Origin of the sequence: Mucilaginibacter frigoritolerans (assembly GCF_007830615.1) — a bacterium.
GTDB classification, from domain to species: Bacteria; Bacteroidota; Bacteroidia; order Sphingobacteriales; family Sphingobacteriaceae; genus Mucilaginibacter; species Mucilaginibacter frigoritolerans.
This window is the reverse complement of sequence record NZ_VLLI01000013.1, coordinates 20,973-45,367: the sequence shown is the minus strand read 5'-3', so window position 1 is coordinate 45,367 and position 24,395 is coordinate 20,973. Positions and strand designations below refer to the sequence as shown.

Sequence of the window (24,395 nt, the reverse complement as noted above, 5' to 3'; positions counted from 1 at the left end):
GTCACAGCTAATGACTTTCGTACCTTAAACATTCCTACCAGTCTTTTGAGATATTTAACTTGGTTCCTTTTAATTTTTTGTTTTTCAGTTTCTCCTGGGTAGCTTTTTCATTATTATTACTGGCATCCAGCATCCGCTCCGCATCTTCTTTGGATACCTGATTAGGCTGCTGCCCATTTTGCTGATCCTTTTTATCCTGATTTTGTTTGTCTTGATTATTTTGGTTCTGCTTATCCTGGTCTTTTTTATCTTGATTTTGTTTATCCTGGTTATTCTTGTTATCTTGTTTTTTGTTGTTATCCTGGTTTTTGTTGTTTTTATTTTGCTGTTGTTGCTGCTTCAGTTTTTCCTGTGCATAAGCAAGATTATAACGAGTCTGGTCATCTCCAGGATTATTCAGCAATGATTTTTTATAAGCTTCAATACTTTCTTCCAGCTTCTTATTCTCCAATAAGGAATTGCCTAAATTATGATATGCATCGGCAACTACTTTCTTATTGTTATTTGAAGCTGCTATCCTAGTAAATTGTTCACCAGCATCACCAAATTTCTTTTGTTTATACAAGGCATCTCCCAGGTTAAAATTAGCCGGAACATTCTGATCTTTTTTCTCGACAGACTTACGGTAATTTTCTTCAGCTTCTTTAAATTTTTGCTGCTGGTACAAATCGTTGCCCTTTTTAATATAGGTTTTTTCCTGTGCACAAAGTACTTGTACAGCCAGTAAAAATATAAATATCACTAATATCCGTTTCATGATTTTTTCACTTCAAATAGTTTTAAACCACTTAATCTTAAACTTTTGCGATTCGAAATAAAGAATTCAATAATTAATAACACGAATGCAATAGCCAGGAAAAACTGAAAACGATCTTCATAATCTTTAAATGATTTACTATCGATAGTTTTTCGTTGTACTTTATTTATCTGATCCATTACGATATTCAAACCGCTGTTAGCATTAGTTGCGCGTACATAAGTCCCGTTACCGGCAGCGGCAATTTCCTTACCCATATTTTCATCTAACTTACTCACTACAGTTTTTCCTGTACTATCTGTATGAAAGCCAATCTGTTTTCCGTTTTGATATACAGGTATCGGAGCACCTTCTGCAGAGCCGATTCCTATAACGTTTACCATTACGTCTTTTTCGGTTGCGTTTTTTGCTGCAGCGACAGCATCGTCTTCATGGTTTTCGGCATCAGTTATAATAATCATTGATTTGCCTGTGCCATCTTTAAAATCAAATGACCGCATTCCCATATCAATTGCAGCTCCAATGGCCGTTCCTTGAGTAGGCACCATATTAGTGTTTATGGTATTTAAAAACAGTTTGGCGGCTGAGTAATCTGTAGTCATTGGTAATTGTACATAGGCTTCCCCTGCAAAAACAATTATACCAATACGATCACTGTGTAAATTATCAATTAATTGCGCTATTGCCTGTTTGGCATTTTCTAAACGGCTTGGCGGAAGATCCTGGGCAAGCATACTGTTTGAAACATCAAGTAGTATCATCAAATCAGCACCTTTTCGTTTTTCTTCTTCCATTTTTGATCCAATCTGTGGATCTGCAGCGGCAATTATTAAAAATGCAAAAGCTATGGTAAACAGAATAAATTTAAGCAATGGCCTTGACAAGGATACTTCTGGCATCATCTGGTTAACCACTTTTTTGTCGCCCAAACTTGCAATGGCTCTTTTTTTCCATTCAGTCACCACTATAAAAAGCAGAAGGAATGCTGGGACGATTAATAATCCCCATAAATATTCCATATGTGCAAAACGTAGCATATTAAGTCAAAGCTCCTTTCAGCAAAGTATTTTTCAAAATGAATTCCAATGATAAAAACAGCAAGGCAATTAAGGCAAAAGGTAAAAACATCTCTGTTTTTTTATGGTATTGAGTTACATCAATTTTAGCTTTCTCCAATTTATCAATCTGATCATAAATATTTTTCAGCGTTTCGTTATCAGTAGCTCTAAAATATTTACCGCCTGTAATATTTGCAATTTTGGTTAAAGTTCCTTCATCAACATCAACCGGAATGCGTTGATATTGAATACCCATTGGGGTTTGTACCGGATATGGCGCATAACCATGTGTACCAATACCCACTGTATAAACCCGTACATTAAATTGCTTGGCAATTTCTGCAGCTGTAACCGGTGGAATTGATCCCATATTATTTGAGCCATCAGTCAGTAAAATCACTACTTTACTTTTGGCGTCACTTTCTTTAAGTCTGTTTACAGCTGTGGCAAGCCCCATTCCGATGGCTGTACCATCATCAATCATCCCATTTTTAACATCTTTAAACAGATTAATCAATACATCATGATCAATAGTTAACGGACATTGTGTAAAGCTTTCACCACTAAAAATAACCAAACCAATGCGGTCATCAGGTCTGTTTTTAATAAAATCAATAGCAATATTTTTCCCTGCTTCTAAACGGTTAGGTTGAAAATCTTCTGCAAGCATACTACCCGAAATATCTGATGCGATTATAATATCAATCCCTTCGGTTGTTGTATTTTGCCAGCTCAAAGATGATTGGGGCCGTGCCAAGGCAATAATCAAAGCCACTAAAGCCAATGACCGTAATACAATACCTAAATGCCGTAAGCGTGGCATTAAACTTTTTGTTGGTATTGAAAATCCTTTTACTGCCGATACACTTAAACTACCCTGCAATATTTGCTGACGCCAGATATACCAGGCAATAGTTAACGGCACTATCAACAAAAGCCAGAAGAATCCCGCATGAGCAAATTCAATTCCACTAAACATTGGAACTACCTCCTTCAGTATTCACTTTAACAGTCACTTGCTGCGTATTTTTCACAAAGGTGATCGCTTGTTCCAAAACTTGTTCATTTTCAAGCGGAAGAGGCTTTTCTTTTGCGAATTTTACCAAGTCGGATAAAACTAAAATCTGCTTTAATGCTCGTCTGCTATCATCAATGATATCTATACGCCTTAAATCTGATAATATCTCATCCGTTGTTTTTTCGTGTGTCTTTAAATGATATCGATTTTCCAGGTACTCACGCAATACGTCACTCAATTCGATATAATATTGTTTGGTCTGCTCCTGTTGCCAGAGCTTTTTGCCCTGTATTTCTGTTAGTTTCCCTAAAGCTATAATGTGCGCGGGTACAGTTGGCTTTACAACCTTTACTATAGGTTGTGGTTTCGGGCGATTTTTCAAATAAACTATCAAACCAATTACAGCAGCAATAAGCAACAGAGGGATTATCACCCAGTACCAATTATCTTTAAACCAGTCAACAAAGCTGTATGATACCATTATGGGTTGTTTAATGTCATAAATCCCTTTAGTGGTATCAACCTTTACAGTTTGAACCTGCAACGTAAGTTCGTTCGATTTTAAAACACCACCGGCAGATCCAAATAAATATGATGGTATTGTATAAGTACCTGCATCGAAGCTGGTAATGGTGTAGCTTTGTGTTATGGTGGCCTGGCTACGGTCGTTCGCGTCCAATGCAGTATCCGGTTTATTGATATTAACAATCTGAACCTTTCCAGTAAGTGTATCCGTTAAATTAGGAAAGTTAATATGCTCTTTTACCGGCTGGTGCACACTCAGAAAGAACTTGGTTTGATCACCTATCCTGATAGTGTACTGCTGTAATTTAGCTTCCGGTTGAATGTTTTGAGCGCCTGCATTTATCTTAAAGCAGATTAAAAACAAGAATAGATTGTAATTAAAAAACTGTTTCTTCATTTTATCACCTTTTTCTTTCACGCTTTTTAAACAACGTCATTAAAGGTTTAACATACGATTCATGGGTTCCAATATCTGCAGCGTCAACACCTGATTTGCTGAACACATCTTTTAATGCGGCATTCCTTCTAAGTGCATCAATTTTGAAAGCATCACGTACCTTTTTATCTCCGGTATTAATCCATAACACCTCGCCAGATTCTTCGTCTTTTACAGGAATCAAACCCAAATCAGGGAATTCTTCCTCATGTTTATCATAAAGACGAAGCGCAATAATATCATGTTTTTTATTGGCGATCTTAAGTTCAGATTCAAAACCAGGGCTCATAAAATCAGAGATAATAAAGGCCGTACACTTCTTTTTAATTGCGCTTGTGAAATATTTCAAAGCTTCAGCAACGTTGGTACCTTTATTTTCGGGTTTAAAATCAATCAGCTCCCTTATGATCATCAGGATATGGCTGCGCCCTTTTTTAGGAGGGATAAATTTCTCAATCTTATCGCTAAAAAATATCACACCCACTTTGTCATTATTTTGAATTGCCGAAAAAGCCAGGACCGCACACAGTTCCGTTGCCAGGTCCTGCTTTTGTTGATTAATGGTACCAAAATTTTCAGAGCCACTCACATCCATCAATAACATTACGGTAAGCTCACGTTCTTCATCAAAAACTTTAACATAAGGATGATTGAAACGGGCTGTTACATTCCAGTCAATTGTTCTGATCTCATCGCCGAGTTGGTATTCACGCACCTCACTAAAGGCCATACCCCTCCCTTTAAAAGCAGAATGGTACTCGCCCGAGAAAAGGTGATTACTTAACCCGCGGGTTTTAATCTCAATCTTCCGTACCTTTTTTAATAGTTCTTTAGTGTCCCTTGCCATTTTTTGAGAGATAAGTGCCCTTGATAAATTCAGGATCAAAACACAATTAATATTGCTCTTTCCTGCTCTATCCCTTACACCTGGTTTCAGTTTCTATTAAGGTACTTCGACTGCGTTTAATATCCCCGTAATAATATCTTCGGTGGTCATATTCTCAGCTTCAGCTTCATATGTTAAACCGATACGGTGCCTTAAAACATCATGACAAACAGCTCTAACATCCTCCGGAATAACATATCCGCGGCGTTTTATAAATGCATAAGCTTTTGAAGCCAGAGCCAAGTTAATACTAGCACGCGGAGATGCACCGAAACTGATCAGGTTTTTATAGTTTGATAACTTGTATTGATCAGGATAACGGGTGGCAAAAACAATATCAATGATATATTGCTCAATTTTCTCGTCCATGTAAACTTCCCTTACCACTTTACGGGCCCGCACAATATCATCAGGATGAATAATGGCATTTGGTTTAAGCATTCCCTGAGGAGCGATATTAGCCCTTACAATTCTTTTCTCATCTTCTTTGTTAGGATAGCCAATTACTACTTTAAGCATAAAGCGGTCAACCTGGGCTTCAGGAAGCGGGTAAGTACCCTCTTGCTCTATAGGATTCTGGGTAGCCAGCACCAGGAATGGATTTGGCAAAGCAAAGGTATTATCACCAATGGTAACCTGTCTTTCCTGCATCGCTTCAAGCAATGCGCTTTGTACTTTTGCCGGTGCACGGTTAATTTCATCAGCAAGAACAAAATTAGAAAAAACAGGGCCTTTTCTAACAATAAACTCTTCTTTCTTTTGATTGTAGATCATCGTTCCAACTAAATCGGCTGGCAACAAATCCGGAGTAAACTGGATACGGCTAAAATCAGCCTGAATGGCTTTTGAAAGTGTATTAATAGCTAGTGTTTTAGCCAAACCGGGTACACCTTCTAATAAAATATGCCCATCGGCTAATAAACCGATTAATAAACGCTCAACCATATATTTCTGGCCGACAATTACTTTGTCCATCTCCATTTTTAAAAGATCGACAAAGGCGCTCTCACACTGTATCATTTCATTAATGGCCCTTATATCTGTTGAGTAGGACGAACTACCTGCTACTGCATCAGACGAAGGATAACCTGTGTTACTTTTTATTTCTTCCATGAAATCTTTTTAATTTGGAATGGCAAACTTAAACAGATAGACATTTTTTTGCCAATAAAATTCGGGGTATAAATGTTAAAATTTGTTAAAATTAATAATTTATTGATGCCTTTGATATTTAATTATGGCTCAAGTAAAATATTTACAATAAGTGATGCGGCAAACTAGTGTTCATTTTTGAACGCGTGAACAAGATAAACACCATGAACGCTTGTTTTTTAATTAAATTACTTACACAAAGGATAAGGCTATTGAAAAGAGAAAGGTATCAGCCTTTAATTTAAAACTAAGCCGCATTAGCATAAACAAAAAAGGCAACCGGGGGAAAATCCAGCTGCCTTTACAACAATACCAATCTCAATTACAAAACATTATAAAAATAACATTTATAATAACAGTCAGATATTCATTTTAACTGACCAGTGATTTTTACAAAAAAAATTTAAACAAAGCCATCAAAAAATAAACATATATAATTAAAAATCAATTATTTATAATTAAAGAGTCAACTAAAAATTTAAACTTTATTTTAATTTTTGACCAAAATTATTCATTTTTTTCATTACCAGTTTTACAGCAACCGAATCACCAACAACCTTACCATATTGGGTAGATACCATGCACGAATTATGAAAATGGATTCCACCATAAAATCTTGCCCAAGCGGTTTCAGCAGCTGCATCTCTGAATGATTTAAACGAGCGGCTTTTTATTCCGAATTCAAGTTCTGATGTATCAGTATAGGTTACACTATCGCCCAAGACACTTGTCAAAGCTTCGGCTGCTGCTGCAGATATAGTACAGTGTCCACAGGTATATTCAGGGAAAGGCGGAGTTTGCAAATGGGGTCTCCAGGCAGGATCAAAATATTTATCTATAACCGTTTCGGGTCTTACCGTTTTATAAAAATACTTAGCGCTCCATGATTCTATAAAAGCATCAAACAACGCTATTGCAGTTTTAGCATAGGCACAAACTGTAGTGTTAAAATCAGCATTGGTTTTCTTAGCACCAATACCTACTATACTCAACCAATGCCCTGGCGGCGAAAACTTCTTGGTTAAAAACATAATATGCCCGGCAACATTAAATTTTTGCGGGTTATCATCCCAAAAATCAGCCATATGGGTTTGATCTTGGGTTAAGTTATTACTTGCATTCTCAATGCTTATCACCTCTTTATAGTATTTGCTTTCTTTATCCGTAACATTAAATACAGGAGGTGATGGTACGCTGTATTCTTTGGCATCATGCATTACCATTGTTCTTATTTCTCCCCAATGTGGCTCAACGGCTTCCGAGTAACCTGGCGGTGTGGGCACCCATCTGCCAGCAGAATCATTAATTGCAAATTTGGGAGCTGTACGGGTTTGCAAATAGTGGTCTTTCTTACTCCAGGCCATTACAGATTTGGCCATTGCAGTCGCATAATTTTCCGAATTGATAATCATTTCTTCTGGCATACCATGATTAACGGCTAATAGATGCAAACTATCTGTATAATATCGCAGGCTACCCTCCGGAAAGGTAACAGCTTCCCCAACCTTACAAAAAGCCAGTATAGAAGCATATTCATAATCAATATTTTGACCTGCCAATGGTTTGGCAACTTTAACAAAGCCATTAAGCTGACCAACAAGGGATTTGTATTGCGATGGGTATCCGGCTGCTATAACTTCATACCCTGCAATTGTTGCATAGGCATAGTTCCGCGATGCCACAACCGGACTAAAGTTATTGCCCATTACCACCCTGTTTAACTCATGAACCGTATGACTGTAAAGTGCTGGATCATGCAATATTTTTTTATAATCTGTCTTTTTGCATGATGCAAAAAGCGCTAAAGCAACAACTAAAAAAGACAAAATGGATTTCATCAAATATTTATAATAAGGTTATTTAATCACATAGGTCTTTTTTTCAACACCTACGCCTGTTATAGTTAATGTTTTCCAGTTAGATGGAATTTTACTTTTAACCTGTTCAATACCTTTTGGTGTAATATCCAATCCTCCAAACCCCATTAACAAACTTTGCAAAATCCCCCCTGCTCCTGTAGCAAAATAAGGGTTGGTGCCTCCTTTAGTCTCGGCAATCACCCTGAATGGTGGGTTTAAATTTGGCTCGTAAGCATCCTTAAAAAAATGATATGCTTTATCACCGTTTCCCAGGCGAGCATATAACAAGGTAAAAATTCCCTGAGTCATTGCAGGTGTACCTTCATTCGGAACTCTTGTTTCATAATATTCCAGATCTTTTTTTATTTGAGCCGGGTCAGTTATTATTTTTAAAGGATAGGCCAGTAAATTCACATCAGCCTGCTTAATACCCTCTCCTTTATAGCTGTCAAACTCTTTAGTTACCCCATCAGGGAACTTAGATATAGGTATATTTTGAGCAACCACTTCCCAATCAGCATCCACTTTTAAACCCAAAATCTTTGCAGCTTCTGTAGCATATTGCAAGTTGGCTTTGGCTGCTGCATTGGTAAAGGCATCATTATCTACATTTTCGGCCCATTCATCAGCAGCAACTACATCTTTTATAGCATAATGTCCCGGGCCGTTGCGCTCAACCCTGCTGGCCCAAAAATCAGCAGTGGCTGATAGTAAGGGCCAGCCTTTTTCCAGCAGCCATTGTTTATCTTGTGTTACACAATAATAATTCCAGGCTGCAAGAGCAACACAAGCCGTAATATGATGTTCAAACGGACCGCTTAATGCCCAAACGGGTGTTTCCTCTACCCCGCTATCTGCACTTTCCCATGGAAACATTGCACCTTTATATCCATGCGAAAATGCATTTTGTTTTGCTACTGATAAGCGCTGAAAACGATACTCAACCAACGACTTAGCTATCTCCGGATGCAGTACCAGTAATGCCGGGTACATCCACAAATCGGCATCCCAAAAAACATGTCCGTTATACCCTAAACCTGATAGCCCCATTGGTGAAGGTGAATATGCGGTACCCTCCCGCGAAAAAGAATACAAATGATACAACATACTGTGTACATCCTGTTGCGCCTGTGCATCACCTTCTATTTTAATATCGCTTTTCCATAGTTCGTTCCAGGCCTGCTCATGAAATTTAACTAATCGGTCACGTCCCTCAAGTTTGGCAAACATGGTTAAACGCTCCGCCTGGTTCAACGGGTCAGCATCATGAGCCGAAGTAATAGAAGAGCCTGCTACAGCATAGTTATAAGTTTGCCCTGCAGCAATAGCCTTGCTGAACTTCATCAGGTGCATGTTATTATCCCACATCTCATGTATCACCTTAGGTTCTGATCCATGTATCTCATTAAACAAAAACGTATTAGACGCACATAATTGAAGTTTTCCTGTTGGGCTCCTGGCAGTAGATGTCAATAAACTGATAGTAACATGCGGCCTGTCAATTTCGTTGTAATAATTCTGCACATCTTTCAAAGCATCAGGCGCTTCCATTATACTTGCTGAAGTAATATTGATAGCCTTTTTTGCGGTAATGGAAATGTCCATCAAAACGGTAAAAGGTAACTGGCGCAACGAATAATATGTATATTTTACAGTTGCAGCATCGCTATAATCAAAAGAGGCAGTAAAGACGGCATGCTGCATATCCAGCTCCTGCTTAAAATTACTGATATTTTTTGAATCGATCCTTTTGCCGTCAATCTCCAAGTACATATTGAGCAGGTTAAAGCTGTTTAAAAAATTGCTTACCCGACCGCGCCCATACAGATCATAAGCACCGGCAAGCACCACATTTTTAACCTTAAATGGCTCTGGTGATGACACAATTCCTATCATCCCGTTGGCAACAGTAATACCATAATAATTTGCCGGATCTATTTTATCTGCTTTTATTATCCAGGGATCCTGGGCAAGTATGCTTCTTACACCAAATAAAATAAAGCTTAATATAAATACATATAGCTTGTTCATGTTCAATTAATTATCTTAAAAAATTCAATGGGTTTATTATTAAAGGCTACAGCGTAAACTATACCATTTGCTGTTTTTATTGTTTTGATATCTCTTACTTCGCCGCGCAATAAAAATCCAGACGAAACCGATGATATATATTTAAAACCTCGTGACTTATCAACAAGCAATACATCACCATAATCGGCATCATATCGTCCTTCGTAGGGCATAACTCCTGAAAAATTACCGCCACTTAAAAGCCCTTTAGTAGGCCCATTTAATACTGCTAAACCAAATAACGGTGAAACTTGCATAGCTGAGGGGAAAGCCTTAAACTTAAAATTACCATGTCCTTGGTTATAAAAAACTCCCGATGTAAAAGAAATTGCTATCCATGGCTTACCTGTTAGCGAATCACCAAATAACTGATCAACGCTTTTCCCGGCAAAATCATGGTAATACAGAAACTTCTTTTTCAATAGCGGCACTTGTTTTTCAATTTCACCCTTCCCTAAAAACGTATAATCTTTTTGGTTAATGCTATAGGTCATAATGGGATCTACAGTGCCGTTTTTATCAATATCAGACAGATATAGTTTTACAGGATTATCTGCAGTTGGTTTTAATTTAGAGTTCCATCCATAATTGCCTGCTACAATATCAATTTTCCCATCACCATCAACATCGGTAAGCATTACCCTTTGCCACCATCCCGAAAGTTTGTCCATTTCCTCATTGTGCTGCAGTACAAACTTCCCTTTCCTGTTCATAAAAACCTTTACCGGCATCCACTCTCCTGCCACTACCAGATCGGGCCAGCCATCATTATCCAGGTCAGCAAAAGCGGCCGACCGAAGCATTCCTGTATGCTTTAATTCTTCGGGCAATTGCACCTGTTTATAATGCCCTTTACCATCATTCATTAATAAATATGACTCTGGTATTTTCCCATATGAATGGGCATCCGGCGCACCACCAACAAAAATATCCGGATAGCCATCATGATTCACATCGGCAACCGCGACACAAGATTTATTTAATTTAATAGATGGGATATCATTTGAACGGATAAAATGGCCTTTTTTATCATTGATATAAAGCCTGTCGACAAGTTCAGCAGCACCATTTGAATATTCATTTCCACCGCTCGCCACATAAAGATCCGGATACCCATCATTATTAACATCTAAAAAAACAGCATCAATATCCTCACATTGGGTATCTTTTACAAATTCCGGCTGATCTGAACGTTTAAAACTGCCATTAGGATTCTGAATAAATAAGGCCCCGGTCTGCCCCTTGGCACCACAAACATAAAAATCGTCAAGCCCATCATGGTTTACATCGGCAACAGCCATCCTCGGCCCCTCAGTTGATAGCATATGAGGAATAAGCGGTTGCTGGTTAAAATCAACAAAATCATCTTCCTGATGTTTCCAGTTAAGGTTTACGCTTGACGTAATATCCTGAAGTATAGGTGCTTTTTTAGGGAAGAACGAAGCATACTCGAAATGCCCTGATGCATCTTTCTGATCTATAGCAAGCAGTCTATTTCCTTTAAGATTTTTTATCACCTGATATGTTTGATTGGGCCAAACAATTAATAAGCTATCAATTTTGGATGACTCGCCTAAACCAAAATGTAATTTAGGTTCAACTGATGATTGAAATCCACGGGTAAGCATTAACTGTTCATATTGCATCTGCTTATCACAAAACACATAAGCCTTTGCCCCTACACCAAACTTATTATCTTCCCGACCATTGAATTTAAGGCTCAGATAATGGTTTTCCTTTGATGTATTTTTGTAGATACAAGCCTCCTGATTCATATTATTAGTTACCAGATCAAGATTTCCATCGTTATTTAAATCAGCATAAGCAGCGCCATTTGAAAGCATAGCCTCCTTAATTCCCCAATCCATGCTCTTATTAATAAACTTTTCACTTTTGGTTCCTTTATACAAATAGCTCTGCGATTCACCCGTAGGCATTTTATCCAGCACAACGCTATCCATTGAAGTTGTGTTAAGTAACATGCCCTGTACTGCCTCATTCGAAACATAGGTTACATAATCCATATCTGTTGGTCTGCGCTTGATACCGTTTGCTATAAAAAGGTCCTTAATACCATCATTATCAAAGTCTGCCAGTAATGGGCTCCAGCTCCAATCTGTAGCAGATACGCCATCCATTAAACCTACTTCGCTAAATGCTTCACCATTACCTAAATTTTTTTGCAAACAGTTACGGGAGTACTGATACTGAAAACCACCTTTCAAGATTTTATATCTATACTGATCGTATGATTCATCGCCACCATAAGTTTTCAATATACGTTCGTCTTCAGGCAGCATATCCACCGTCATAATGTCTAGCTGACCATCGTTATTAAAGTCGGCCATATCATTTCCCATACTAAAACGGCTATAATGATTAAAATGCTTAGCACCTGATTCTGTAAATGTGCCATTATGATTATTGATGTAGTAATAATCATTTTCATGAAAATCATTTCCGATATATACATCATCCCAGCCATCATTATTAATGTCACCAACAGCAATCCCTAAACCATAACCTAATGCACTACTATAAATACCTGAAGTAGGCGTAACATCGTTAAAATGCCCGTTTTTATTCAGATAAAATCTACTTCCTGTAAATTTATTGGGCTTCCTTCTTAACGAAGTATCACCATACATTGCTACTGAGTGGTCTGATTGATTTAGCAAAAAACAATCAAGCCTCCCATCATGATCTGCGTCAAAAAAAGTCGCCTGGGTTGAATAACCTGAAAAATCCAAACCATATTCAGCCGAACGTTCGGTAAACGTACCATCATGATTATTAATATAAAGCAGATTGTGCCCTTTCAACCCAAATTTACCGGCAACGGCGCATACATAAATATCCAGGTAGCCATCATTATTTACATCAGCCATTGTAACACCTGTACACCAATCGGCCATACCAGCGACCCCAGCTTTATCTGTGACATCTTCAAACTGGTAATTTCCCTTATTGATGTATAGTTTATTACCGCCTTTATGGTTCGATGTAAAATAAATATCAGGCAAGCCATCATTATTTACATCTCCGATGGCAACACCACCACCGTTATAATAGTATAGGTAATCTAAAATACCGGGTTTTTCATTATCGCTGATGTGGTTGATAAAATGAATATTGGTTTGTGACGATGGAAGTAATTCGAAAAGAGGATGTTCCTGTTTCTTTTTACAAGCAATAATAGAAAGGCAAAAAACAATAATTATACTAGGTTTAATGAGCTGCATTGTACGATCAATCAAATTAAAAAACAGGACAATTTAGTTTAAAGCTTATTTTCTCATTCCCATATGAAGGCATTTTGCCATCATATGTTTCAAAAGGGGCTATTTTTGTATGCAGATATTTATCCTGCTGATATTTTTCTAACGCATCATAAATAACTTTTCTATCCTGATATTTTCCGTTGTAATCAGCAATTATGGTTTTAGTAGTAGGTATGTACATGTACAAAAAACCATTACCTGAAGCAATTTTTTTATTTACCGGAATTCCCATCAATAGCTGTACAGAATCGTTTTGTTTAGCTATAAATTGCATTATAACGGACCCTTTTTGCTCCAGATGTTTTAAAGTAATAAAGTTGTTCAGTTCAGTTTTCATTTGGTTAATTGCGGTATAAATTCCTGCCGATAAAACCATTCTACTTTTTACTACTATATTTTTCTCGGTTGCAAAACCAATACTTAAATCAAAGCCATAATACTGCTTTACATCCTCCATATAGTTTTTAAAGCAGTTAACGTTTGTTTCCACAAGCTTAACCTTTTGTTGTGAGGGACTTATATAGTTTATAAGGTTTGTTTTAAAAGTAACTATTATATTGGTATTTAATGGATTAGCATCAGGAATTACAGTATAAGAATAATTAATATGCTGCTTATTAATTACTTTATTGATAGATAATGTATTACTGCTTTCTTTTTTAACTAAAACAGATTCTCCGGGATAAGTAAATTCAAATATATTTTGTGAATTAATTAGTATTATGGCGGATTTTTTACTTTTTCGACCAGGATACCACTTCTGCCAGCCATCTACGATAAATAATTGCTGATAACAATTAAAGTAAGGAGCATTGATTTTTACTAAAACCCGCTGATTAAAGGGAATAAAACCAATAGAAATTATAACAATAAATAGTAATAGAATAAAAAGGGATGTTCTCTTCATTAAAAGGCTCCTTTAACCTTGTGAAACAACAAGTTAAATAAAGTTTAATACAAAAATTCACTTAAAAAATAATGGAACAGCTAAAGCTGTTCCATTATTGCAGAATAAAAATACAATTAATTGTTAGTTACCATAACCTGGGTTCTGTACTAACAGTGGGTTGGTATTTCGTTGAATTAATGGTATAGGAAACAAAAATGTATGCTTATCTGATGCATCTGCCGGTTTATCAGGAACACGTGCCCCCGTATAATAAAGCGTACCTGTGGCTACCTCAAACCTGATCAAGTCATTTCGTCTCCAGCCTTCCCATGCAAACTCATGTCCGCGTTCCTGCAATAAACCATCAAGTGTAATTGTAGTCAACGGAGATAATCCGGCTCTTGCCCTTATTAAATTCACATTGGTAACAGCATCAGCAACGTCGCCTGTTTCCAATTCTGCTTCGGCAGCCATCATATAGGCATCAGCTAAACGGAATCTTACACCATCATTACTGGTACCAGCACTACCGGTACCTGGCTGCGGCTGATATTTAACGCTTCTTGCGCCTGCATAAGCAAAACTATCTGCTGGGTTACTTAGTTGAAGTACATATTTACTAAGCACCACACCCGCGATTGGAACTCCGGCACTTGTATTTTGTTGTCCAATAATCCACATATTCTTTCTTACGTCGGCGTTGTCAAAAGAATCATAGAAAGCAGTTGGCGCGCAAAAACCGTTGTATGGCTGATTGACCAAATTGTAAGTTAAGTTATTGGCATAATTCAATGTATACATCTGTATAACATTTCCCGGGATATTTGGGTTATTGAAAGGGATGACGAATATATTTTCTACCGAACCACGGTTGCTATAAGTGAAATTATCAAAAAAATTAGGTTGAAGGCTATATTTGCCTGATGCAATAACCAGGTTAGCATATTTTAATGCATTGGCCCAATCTGCTGTACCTGTATACACCTGTGCGTTTAAGTATAACTTAGCCAATAGCATGTCTCCTGCCCACTGATTCATATGCCCGTAAATAGCTGCATTACCTGCAGCATTATCTGTTGACAGTAATGGGACATTCTTTGTTAAATCAGAGATCAAATAGGCATATATGTCTGCCCGTTTTACCGGTGCAAGGCTTGCGCTGGTGCTATACGTTGTTACAAGGGGAATATTTCCGTACAGGTCCATCATTAAAAAGATATAGTAATCACGCAAAACGCTGATCTCAGCAACCAAAGCCGGAGCATTTGCCGGTTTTGATGGCAAACCGTTAATAATGCTGATAACGAAGTTACACTTGGTAATGCCATTGCTCAAATCTGTCCAACCTCCGGCATCATTTGCGTTATTTTCATCAACGGTATGCAACCATAACTGTTGGTGTTCACCACCATCGTACCAGTTATTACCACGGGTAGGAATCACCATCTCGTCAGTTGTTGCTTCATTTAACTGAAACACATTCTCTGTTTGCAATGGAGTTGCCGCTGTATAAGCAGGAGCTAAACCAGCAGCAATTTGTTGAGGAGTTTGAAAAAAGTTCTCTACAGGAACAACACTATAGGTGTTTTGAGGAAGCTTTTTACATGAGGTTATAAAGCTACTTCCCGCCACTAATAACACGAGCAGAAGTAAGATTTTCTTATTCTTCATATCTTTAATATTTTAATTATTAATCAATAACGTTTACTATTTAAATGACACATTGGCGCCAAAGGTGAACGACCTTACAGGAGGGTAATAGGCAAAGCCTCCATAATCAGCATCAATATAACTTTGTGAGCCTATACCAGTTGAAACTTCCGGATCAAGACCCCTGTATTTAGTTATGGTAAACAGGTTATTAGTTGCGACATAAACTCTTATAGTATTTACTCCTTTTATATGACCAAAGGTATAACCCAATGAGGCATTATCTAATTTCAGGAATGAAGCTCCCTCAAGCCATCTGTCCGAAACTTCCGGACCGCTTGCAACCCCATTGGTTAAAGCAGCTCTGGTAGTATTGGTTGATGGTAAGCGGGTAACTGACTCATAATCTAGCAAGGTATTGTTAAATACTTTAAGTCCGTATACACCACGGAAAAAGAAACTAAAGCTCCAATTTTTATAATCAAAAGTATTACTTAAGCCATAGTTGAATTTCGGTGCAGGGTCAATATAATGGTTCGGGGCAACGTTCCCGGCCCAGTCTGCAAGTGTTTTTCCATCAAAAGTTTCAACACCTTGTGCATTTACACCTGTATAATGTGGTATATAAAAAACGTATGGCGAATAGCCCGGCGCAATACGAGTTATCGGGCTCGAACTTAAACCCTGTCCTTGAGCAAGTCCCGCATTAATGAAGGTAGTTTGTATTGGCACACCATTAAGCGTTCCAGAAAGACTTTGGATTTTTGTATTGGTAAAGTTAATATTTCCTGAAGCTGTCCAGTTAATACCGCTCCCTGTTAAAATTTTACCGGTAAGCTGTGCTTCAAATCCTTTATTGGTTAATGAACCAACGTTTGATTCCGTTGTTGGGAAAATATTTGGTGGCTGAGGCACCGCATTTGCAAACAACAGATCTTTTGTTTTATCATTATAATAGTTTAAATCTCCCGATAAACGATCATTAAATAAGGAAAAGTCTAAACCTATGTTTCGTCCAATCCTTGTTTCCCATTTCAAATTGGGGTTAGGATTTTGAGTTGGCGCGTAACTTGCTGGGTAATTGCCAGAGCCTCCGTCGTAATATTTATTACCAGGCCCCACTAATCCTAAATTAGTATATGGGCCAATTCCATTAGCATTACCCGTTTCACCAATTCCTGCTCTTATTTTTAAATCGTTTATCCAGTCAATATTGCTAACCAAATCACGCTTTAAGCGGTAAGCGACGTCGAAAGCTGGGAAGTAGCCAACCTGATTGTTAGCACCAAACTTGCTCGACCGGTCACTTCTTATTGAAGCAGTGGCATAAAAACGGCTATCGTAATTATAGTTGATACGACCAAGGTAAGATGCTAATTCAACCTCATCTTTGTAGGAACCAATAGGTGCAGCTACGGGTTCCAGACCGGTACCCAGATTGTTATCTAAACCTGATGGAACCAATAACTGCTGCGCAGAAGCGAAATAGTTTTGATTATAGAAAACACTATACTCATAAACAGCAGTTGCCGAAATCGTATTTTTACCAAATTTATTATCGTAATTAACGTGGATATCTCCTTTATAGGAGTTGGTATTAAAAGTAGTATCTGATGCAACGCTATTACTATTTTGAGCGCTAAAACTTGGTATAAATAGATGCGTTTGCACATTATTACGGCTTGTTGCACCGGTTACCCCTATTTTTAACGAAGGAAGAATATTATAATTGATTGTAGTGTTAATGTTGGTTAAATACTCATTATGCCTGTCGTAAGTTTCACTCAAATATTCAACAGGGTTGTAAGCATTATAACCGGCACCGAAATCATTAAACTGTCCATTGGCAAGTCTAACTGGAATAGTTGGTAATGCGTTAAACACGTAACCGATATCAGCATAATTTACCAATGCTCGGTTGGTATTCACGTTTGATATACCCATTATAATGTCCAGTTTATCATTCAGAGCTTTTTCTTCAGCATTGAAACGGATGCCGAGTTGTTGTTTATCGCTATTGATAATTACACCGGGTTGATCCTGATAATTTAATGATGCCCGATAGTTAAATCCGTTAGAGCCACCTGAAATTGCCAGGTTATTGCTCTCGGTAAATGCTGTACGGGTAATTGCTTTTTGCCAATTGGTATTAACATCATTAGATTCACCCTGTCCGGTTGCTGGAGTTAGACCTAAAGCCTGCACACCAGCCAAATATTCCGGGGTGGTTAAAAGGTCATAATACTTACTTTGATTAGCAATACTTACATAGCCGCTGTAATCAACAGTAGTTCTTCCCGTTTTGCCTTTTTTAGTGTTTACCAAAATAACACCATTTGCACCACGTGAACCATAAATAGAAGTGGCTGATGCATCCTTCAGTACGTCGTATGATTCAATATCACCCGGAGCAATGTTTTGAAATTCAAGTGCATTGTCCAAGGGAACTCCGTCAACTACAAATAGTGGCGACTGATCACCAGTAATTGAGGTCTGGCCTCTGAGTCGAATGGTGGTTTTTGCACCGCCCATTGAACCTACGCCTGAGTTAGGGTCACCTCCGCCTTGTATAATAACCAAACCGGCCACTTTACCCTGAATTTGATCCAGTGGGTTTATGATGGTTCCCTGATTAAAATCTTTGGCCGAAATGCTTTCTACTGCACCAGTAAGGTCTTTCTTACGCTGCGAGCCATAACCTACGCTAACTACCACTACTTCATTCAATGCGGTAGCTGTTGGCTGTAATTTAATTGATAGTGGTTCGCCAGATATGGCTACCTCTTGCTGGGTATATCCAATAAATGATATAACCAACGTGGTTGCCGATTCGGGGGCTGATAATTTAAAGGTACCGTTAATGTCGGTGTTGATACCAATAGTTGTGCCCTTTACGGTTACTGAAGCACCCGGAATAGCAGAGCCATCCCTGCCATCGGTAACTTTACCAGTAATTACTTTGTTCTGCGCCATAGCAGGCAATGCAAAAAAGCAAAATATGGCAAAACAACTTACTTTAAGTAAATTTTTTAACTGCATAAATTTAGGATTGAGTTTAAAATTGGTTGAGTAAATATAATTATTAATTTATAATAAAATAATGCTTTATAAAATATTCTATTTGTTAATTTTAAATAACTAATAATTTAACAAAAGTTTTCTTATAAATTGATGTATTTTATTTCAAGTAGGATCAGGCTTAATTTTGTTGCTCATAGTTTAGTTTAAAAAAGTATAAATAACTTCAACAAAGTGTAGCAGAAAACAAGCACACTTAGCAGTATAAGGTTAAATTCTTAATCAATCACAGCTGTACTAAAAGAACAGCAGACACGAAAAATACTTTTATAGTTTATTTGGTTTATCTGCCTGTAAAAGGCAGTTGACATATATTGAGCATTGAATTTAATGCCGGTTATAATTGGTAATATATATATCTATACAAAGTAATAGGTAGAAGAGCGTATTACATACTTTTTTTTTCAAAATATAAAAAAATATGTACTTTCAAAAAATTAAATATTTGATTTACAATAATTTACAAAAAATAGCAATTGAAAAAATATAAGCTTAATTTAACCTTTCATAATAGAATATATATAAAAAGGCATGTTTTTTTAATCTAAGGCTATACTTATTGTTCCGCATATTATATTGATTGCATGTGTTTAGTTTTTACTTAAAATATCTACAGCTTTAATGGCCATTATTTTATGTTCAAACTGGTCATTAGGAACGAGTGCTTTGGCTTTAATACGCATTTTATAAACATAAATAGTATTAACTGAATACTCCAGGATGTTAGCAATGGTTTCATTATCATTTATCCCCAGACGCATAAGGGCAAATATGCGCAGATCTGTATTTAATACTTCATGATCTTTTGGCCATATCTGGTCTTCCTTTTTTAATAAAGAATTGAACATGGTAATAAAGTTTGGGAATATTTTCAAAAACACATGATCGAATGTATAAAACAGGGTGTCTCGTTCTTTTTTTATATTGATCTCATTTACAGCAAGCAGTACATCATCATATTTTTTTATAGATATTTTCCGCTCCACATTGCGCTTTAGTTTTTCAAGTTTCAATATATAACCAGATATTACGTTAAAAAAGTAACCGATATACTCTTCTTTAATATGGGTATCTTCCGTTAGCTTGTTATTTATTTTCTCGAGCAGCACATTTTTTTCTTCAATGATTTTTTCTTTCGCTTTTAGTCGTTTTAACTGAATAAAAACAATAAATGATATGAGTGTAATCACTAAAGCAACCCCGGCAATGGAGAGTAAGTAAAAAAGAAACCTGTTTTTTTCATTTTCAGCCCTGATAATTTTTTGGGCATCCACCAAAGGTAAAACTGCTGCTATCTTTATTTTCCTTAGCCTGGCTCCATAATACTGCGCATCATCCATAGCCTGCTGAATAAAAGTATATGCATCTATATAATTGCCATCATGATATAATTGTTCTCCCAATTTAAAAATGGCCAGTGTTTCTTTTGTTGATGAGCGGATATCATTAATAGCCCCGATAGCCAAAAGTCTGATGCGTTCATCTCTTTGTGAAGGCGCTGAATAAAAGGAACTTAAACCTGTAGCTACCATTGCACGTTGATGAGCCGTTAAATTATAATGCTCAAGCAGCCTTATATAATCTACCGATGGTTGCTGAGTCATCCCGGATATAATTTGCCTGTCGCCCAAGCGCATCAGCATATCAAAAGATTCAGGCCTGGCTAATTGAATAGCCGAATCCAGATATTTCATTGACAACTGATTGTCAAACGAGGTATGATATTTATCATTATTATAATCGGCCAGGTCAGAATATGCTCTTGCTTTAAGGGCATAGTACTCCAGCCTTGAGCTATCATTCAAAAAATGAGAATTAATCTGATTTAAACAGTCAAAAGTTTCTTTAAACATGCCTGATGATAGCAGTATAAAGCCCAATTTTATCCGGCTTTCATATTGTTTAGCTATATCGTGTGTTGTTTGACTTATATACAGCAGTTTTTGTGTATAAACATAAGCCGAATCAAACTGATAAACCTTATATTCCTCATATAGTTTGGCACTGACATTATATTGCGATAGATAGTCTGTTTTGGAAATTGCTTCCAATTTTTCTTTTAAAACTCTTATTCTAACCTCTTTCTGATCGTCATAAACCTTTTTATTTGCTAGTTCTGCTTTTAATACACTTAAAAGACTATCGGTTGTTGGTGAAGAAAATGCCGTATAGCCAAAAAATATAACAAACAGGGTTATAAAAAAAACTTTCATATTAAAATTGATTGTTATTAGGAGCAATAATTGAGTTTAATTTAACTCTATTTAATTTTGCTACCTAATAATTTTTTATTTATAGTTGGTGTCTGCAATGTAATGAGAGATTTTTAAATTTCAATTTTAAAGATCAAAACCGGCCTAATTACTGAATAAAAAAATCATATCATGATAATATTATCGATTGAAGTTTATTAATATGAACATTATATCGCATTTTATTTAATATTCTTTTTATCTTCAACAATTACGAACCGATATCACCTTTTGCTCCTAAACAAAAGGGATCATCACCTACATTACTGGCAAAATATAGCCGATTATAACCATGAGAAAGCTCTTATTAACCGCATGCCTGGCCATCGCCATAAGTTTTGTTTATGCACAAACTTTAACACCAAGGCAACTATTTCCTGGCTTGTTTGAAGCCATTCAATTATCAGATATATTTCCTGATAATAAAACATTTGTGGATGCCACTCCACTCAGGGATCCTGATTTAATAATGAAGGATTACAATGAACAAAAGGACAAAAAGGTATTTGACCTTAAGAACTTTGTTTTAGCCAATTTTACTATCCCAGAAGCCAATGGTCCTGTGTTTAAAAGCGATATTTCGGCTGGGGTGCGTAAGCATATCGATACCTTATGGGAAGTACTACACCGAAAACACACTATAGCAACTAAATATTCGTCATTAATACCATTACCAAACGATTTCATCATTCCGGGAGGACGTTTTCGTGAAACCTATTATTGGGATTCATATTTCACTATGTTGGGCTTGCAGGAAAGTCATAAAACAAAGATCATCCAGGATATGATAGGTAATTTTGCTTACCTGATTGACAAATATGGTTTTATTCCTAATGGAACGCGTACCTATTATTTAACGCGGTCACAGCCACCATTTTTTTCAATGATGATTGATCTGTTAGCCAAAGATGAAGGAGATGATGTATTAATTAAATACCAGAAAGAATTGGTAAAAGAATATGTTTTTTGGATGATGGGAGCTGAAACTTTAAAAAACGGTGAATCTTACCGCAATGTCGTGCGTATGCATGATGGAGAAATATTGAACCGTTATTGGGATGAGTCTGACAAGCCTCGCGAAGAATCATTCAAAAAAGATATTGATGCTGAAAAGTTAACCAAACAGCAACCGGGTGATTTTTATCGTAACATAAGAGCAGCAGCAGAATCAGGCTGGGATTTCAGTACCCGTTGGATGGATACAACAGGCCAGTTAAGCACCATACAAACTACTGCCATTATTCCTGTAGATTTAAACTGTTTGTTGTATCACCTCGAACAATCTATTGCCCAATCTTATCATTTGCAAGGGAATGAAGCCCAATTCAAGGTTTATTTAAGTAAAGCAGAATTGCGCAAAAAAGCCATTTTAAAATATAGCTGGAGTGAAAAACATGGGTGGTTTATGGATTATAACTGGAAACAACAGCAAATAACTCCATTTGAAACGCTTGCCGGTGTTTATCCCCTTGAATTTAAAATTGCAGATACCGTTATGGCAGCAAAAGTTGCTGTGCTTCTTAAAACGAAATTCTTAAAATCCGGAGGATTAGTTACAACATTTCAACGTTCTGGCCAACAGTGGGATAGTCCAAATGCCTGGGCCCCGTTGCAGTATATGGCTATTGATGGGTTAAACAAGTACAATCAGGCAGGTTTGGCACGTACCATTGCTGAAAACTGGATGGGTACTAATACAAGGGTATTTGACAGCACTGGTAAGTTAATGGAAAAATACAATGTAATTGATACTGATGTAAAGGCAGGAGGTGGAGAATATCCGCTGCAAGATGGTTTTGGCTGGACAAACGGCGTATTATTAAACCTGCTTAATAAATACCATATGGATGGTCTTTAATCAAGCTATTATGTTTACCGGAAATTATTACTGCATTCTGCAACTGCTATTTTTGAATCTGCCGTCCCGTAATATAAATACCACTTGTTTTTAAACTGAGTTAAACCCTCTGCAAAACAAACTTGATTAACTTGCCCCGAAAGCTCATAAGGCCTTTCGGGCTTTAAAAACCATTTATCTAAACGGTGCAAAATTTTGGTTGGGTTATTCTTATCAAACAATACCTGCGATACTGTGTAAGTTCCTTCTGCTAATGATTTATCACCAAGTGAAGGGACATTCCGGCTGTTGTAAATCAGCAATATCCCTTTATCAGTTATCATAGCTGGAGGCCCAGACTCTACCAAATCGCTATCAAATTTCCCAGTACGAGTCGGCAAAGCAATTTTCAATAATGGCATAGTAAGCGATTGATTACGTAATGTTACCGGTGGCTTTTCGCCGCTCTTCATTTCTAAAGGAATCCAGTTAATTAAATCAGTTGATGTTGCCAGCCATATTTGCTCATCGCCCCAAAACATCCAGTACTTACCATTTATTTTAGTAGCAATGGGTTCGCCATTTTTATAAGTAGAAACAATGGAACCCGACTTTGACCACTTATCGGCATATTTTCCGTTATATGCCTTTGCAAATACTAAACCATGCTTTTTCCAGTGGACAAGGTCTGTCGAGGTTGCTATAAGCAGACGCGCCTTATTACCATCAAAGGCAGTATAAGTCATATAATAGGTTCCTATATTATCTTTAACAACACGCGGGTCTTCACAGCCACCCTCCCATTCCAGTTTTTTATACGGATCATTTGATGGATATAATACCGGCTGTGCCATCCTTTTAAAATGCACGGCATCATTGCTAACAGCCAACCCAATGCGTGAAGTACCTGCAGGCACTCCCGTTTTATCCTGTGCACGGTAAAGCATATAAACTTTACCATTCCGATTAACTATAGCAGGATTAAAAACATCTTTCTCCTCCCACAAAAACCCTTTATTTAATATCGGATCTATAAAACTGCCCGTTCCGGGCGTTAATATCGGATTAATGCTGTCAATTTTAAGAAAAGGTATAAGCGCCCAACTAGTATTGCGAAAAGCTTGATTAACAGATGCTGAGTGAGTTTTATAATGATTTGCCGATTTTATATTTAGGTTCCCTGGTAAAACAATCATTAATAAAGTGTACAGGCTTATGATTAATCTCATTATTACTTGACTTTAGTTTTATAAAATTTAGCTAATATTTATCAAATAGCTCATCCGGTGAAAAGGGTATAAAACAAAAAGGGCCGCAAAAAGCAGCCCGTATTATTTTAATGAGATGTAAACTTAAATTATTTTACAGCTTTTTTTTGTGGAACTAATGGTAATACAATTACAGCGATTAATGCAGCAACTTCTAATACAACTAACATGATTTTTGTGTTTTAATTTTTAACTATTGAACTATTAACTAAGGATAAACAAGTAGCATTTTCACAAACACATACATACTTATCCGTGCAGGGTTGTACTAAAAACGTGCCATTGACTCAACTATAGTTTTTGGGCAAAAAAGATCAAAAACCAAAACTTACGGCGAAATAAAAATACCTGAAAATAAATCAGCCTTCTTCAAAAAAAC

15 protein-coding genes are annotated in these 24,395 nt (G+C 37.0%); 1 reads left to right on the top strand and 14 read right to left on the bottom strand.

What is annotated here, in order from left to right:
- Positions 1-34: 34 nt before the first annotated feature.
- The 13 genes from JN11_RS19570 to JN11_RS19510 form a co-directional block, all read right to left on the bottom strand.
- Positions 35-757: a tetratricopeptide repeat protein gene (locus JN11_RS19570; RefSeq protein ID WP_144915303.1), complete on the bottom strand. Its 723-nt coding sequence runs from the start codon at positions 755-757 to the stop codon at positions 35-37.
- Positions 754-1,794 carry a VWA domain-containing protein gene (locus JN11_RS19565; protein WP_144915301.1) on the bottom strand — a complete coding sequence of 347 codons (1,041 nt, stop codon included), beginning with the start codon at positions 1,792-1,794 and terminating at the stop codon, positions 754-756. Before JN11_RS19565 ends, JN11_RS19570 begins: the two co-directional genes overlap by 4 nt.
- Before the next feature lies 1 nt (position 1,795).
- Complete coding sequence (locus tag JN11_RS19560; protein WP_211360858.1) at positions 1,796-2,794, bottom strand: vWA domain-containing protein; 999 nt, start codon at positions 2,792-2,794, stop codon at positions 1,796-1,798.
- Positions 2,787-3,755 carry a BatD family protein gene (locus JN11_RS19555; protein WP_144915300.1) on the bottom strand — a complete coding sequence of 323 codons (969 nt, stop codon included), beginning with the start codon at positions 3,753-3,755 and terminating at the stop codon, positions 2,787-2,789. The genes JN11_RS19560 and JN11_RS19555 overlap by 8 nt, the downstream gene beginning before the upstream one ends.
- 4 nt (positions 3,756-3,759) lie before the next feature.
- Positions 3,760-4,641 (bottom strand): DUF58 domain-containing protein, encoded by an 882-nt coding sequence (locus tag JN11_RS19550; protein WP_144915299.1) that lies wholly within the window; start codon positions 4,639-4,641, stop codon positions 3,760-3,762.
- Positions 4,642-4,737: 96 nt separating this feature from the next.
- Positions 4,738-5,793, bottom strand: coding sequence for an AAA family ATPase (locus JN11_RS19545; protein ID WP_144915297.1), 1,056 nt, complete (start codon positions 5,791-5,793; stop codon positions 4,738-4,740).
- A gap of 524 nt (positions 5,794-6,317) precedes the next feature.
- Entirely contained in the window at positions 6,318-7,670 is a 1,353-nt protein-coding gene (locus tag JN11_RS19540) for a vanadium-dependent haloperoxidase (protein WP_144915295.1), read from the bottom strand.
- 18 nt (positions 7,671-7,688) lie between these two features.
- Positions 7,689-9,722 (bottom strand): glycoside hydrolase family 65 protein, encoded by a 2,034-nt coding sequence (locus JN11_RS19535; RefSeq protein WP_170227806.1) that lies wholly within the window; start codon positions 9,720-9,722, stop codon positions 7,689-7,691.
- Between the two features lie 2 nt (positions 9,723-9,724).
- The gene (locus JN11_RS19530; protein ID WP_144915294.1) at positions 9,725-13,003 is read right to left on the bottom strand and encodes a VCBS repeat-containing protein; all 3,279 of its coding nucleotides are present in this window, start codon (positions 13,001-13,003) and stop codon (positions 9,725-9,727) included.
- Positions 13,004-13,019: 16 nt separating this feature from the next.
- Positions 13,020-13,949 carry a hypothetical protein gene (locus JN11_RS19525; protein ID WP_144915292.1) on the bottom strand — a complete coding sequence of 310 codons (930 nt, stop codon included), beginning with the start codon at positions 13,947-13,949 and terminating at the stop codon, positions 13,020-13,022.
- A gap of 123 nt (positions 13,950-14,072) precedes the next feature.
- Positions 14,073-15,602: a RagB/SusD family nutrient uptake outer membrane protein gene (locus tag JN11_RS19520; RefSeq protein ID WP_144915290.1), complete on the bottom strand. Its 1,530-nt coding sequence runs from the start codon at positions 15,600-15,602 to the stop codon at positions 14,073-14,075.
- 36 nt (positions 15,603-15,638) lie between these two features.
- Positions 15,639-18,554, bottom strand: a complete 2,916-nt coding sequence (locus JN11_RS19515) for a SusC/RagA family TonB-linked outer membrane protein (protein ID WP_170227805.1) — start codon at positions 18,552-18,554, stop codon at positions 15,639-15,641.
- A gap of 695 nt (positions 18,555-19,249) precedes the next feature.
- Positions 19,250-20,872, bottom strand: coding sequence for a DUF6377 domain-containing protein (locus tag JN11_RS19510; RefSeq protein WP_144915287.1), 1,623 nt, complete (start codon positions 20,870-20,872; stop codon positions 19,250-19,252).
- Positions 20,873-21,203: 331 nt separating this feature from the next.
- Between JN11_RS19510 and treA the strand changes: the two genes are divergently transcribed.
- Positions 21,204-22,769 carry an alpha,alpha-trehalase TreA gene (gene treA / locus JN11_RS19505; RefSeq protein ID WP_144915285.1) on the top strand — a complete coding sequence of 522 codons (1,566 nt, stop codon included), beginning with the start codon at positions 21,204-21,206 and terminating at the stop codon, positions 22,767-22,769.
- A gap of 14 nt (positions 22,770-22,783) precedes the next feature.
- Here the strand turns inward: treA and JN11_RS19500 are convergent, their stop codons facing one another.
- Positions 22,784-23,977 carry a glycoside hydrolase family 130 protein gene (locus tag JN11_RS19500; protein ID WP_170227804.1) on the bottom strand — a complete coding sequence of 398 codons (1,194 nt, stop codon included), beginning with the start codon at positions 23,975-23,977 and terminating at the stop codon, positions 22,784-22,786.
- Positions 23,978-24,395 lie beyond the last annotated feature (418 nt).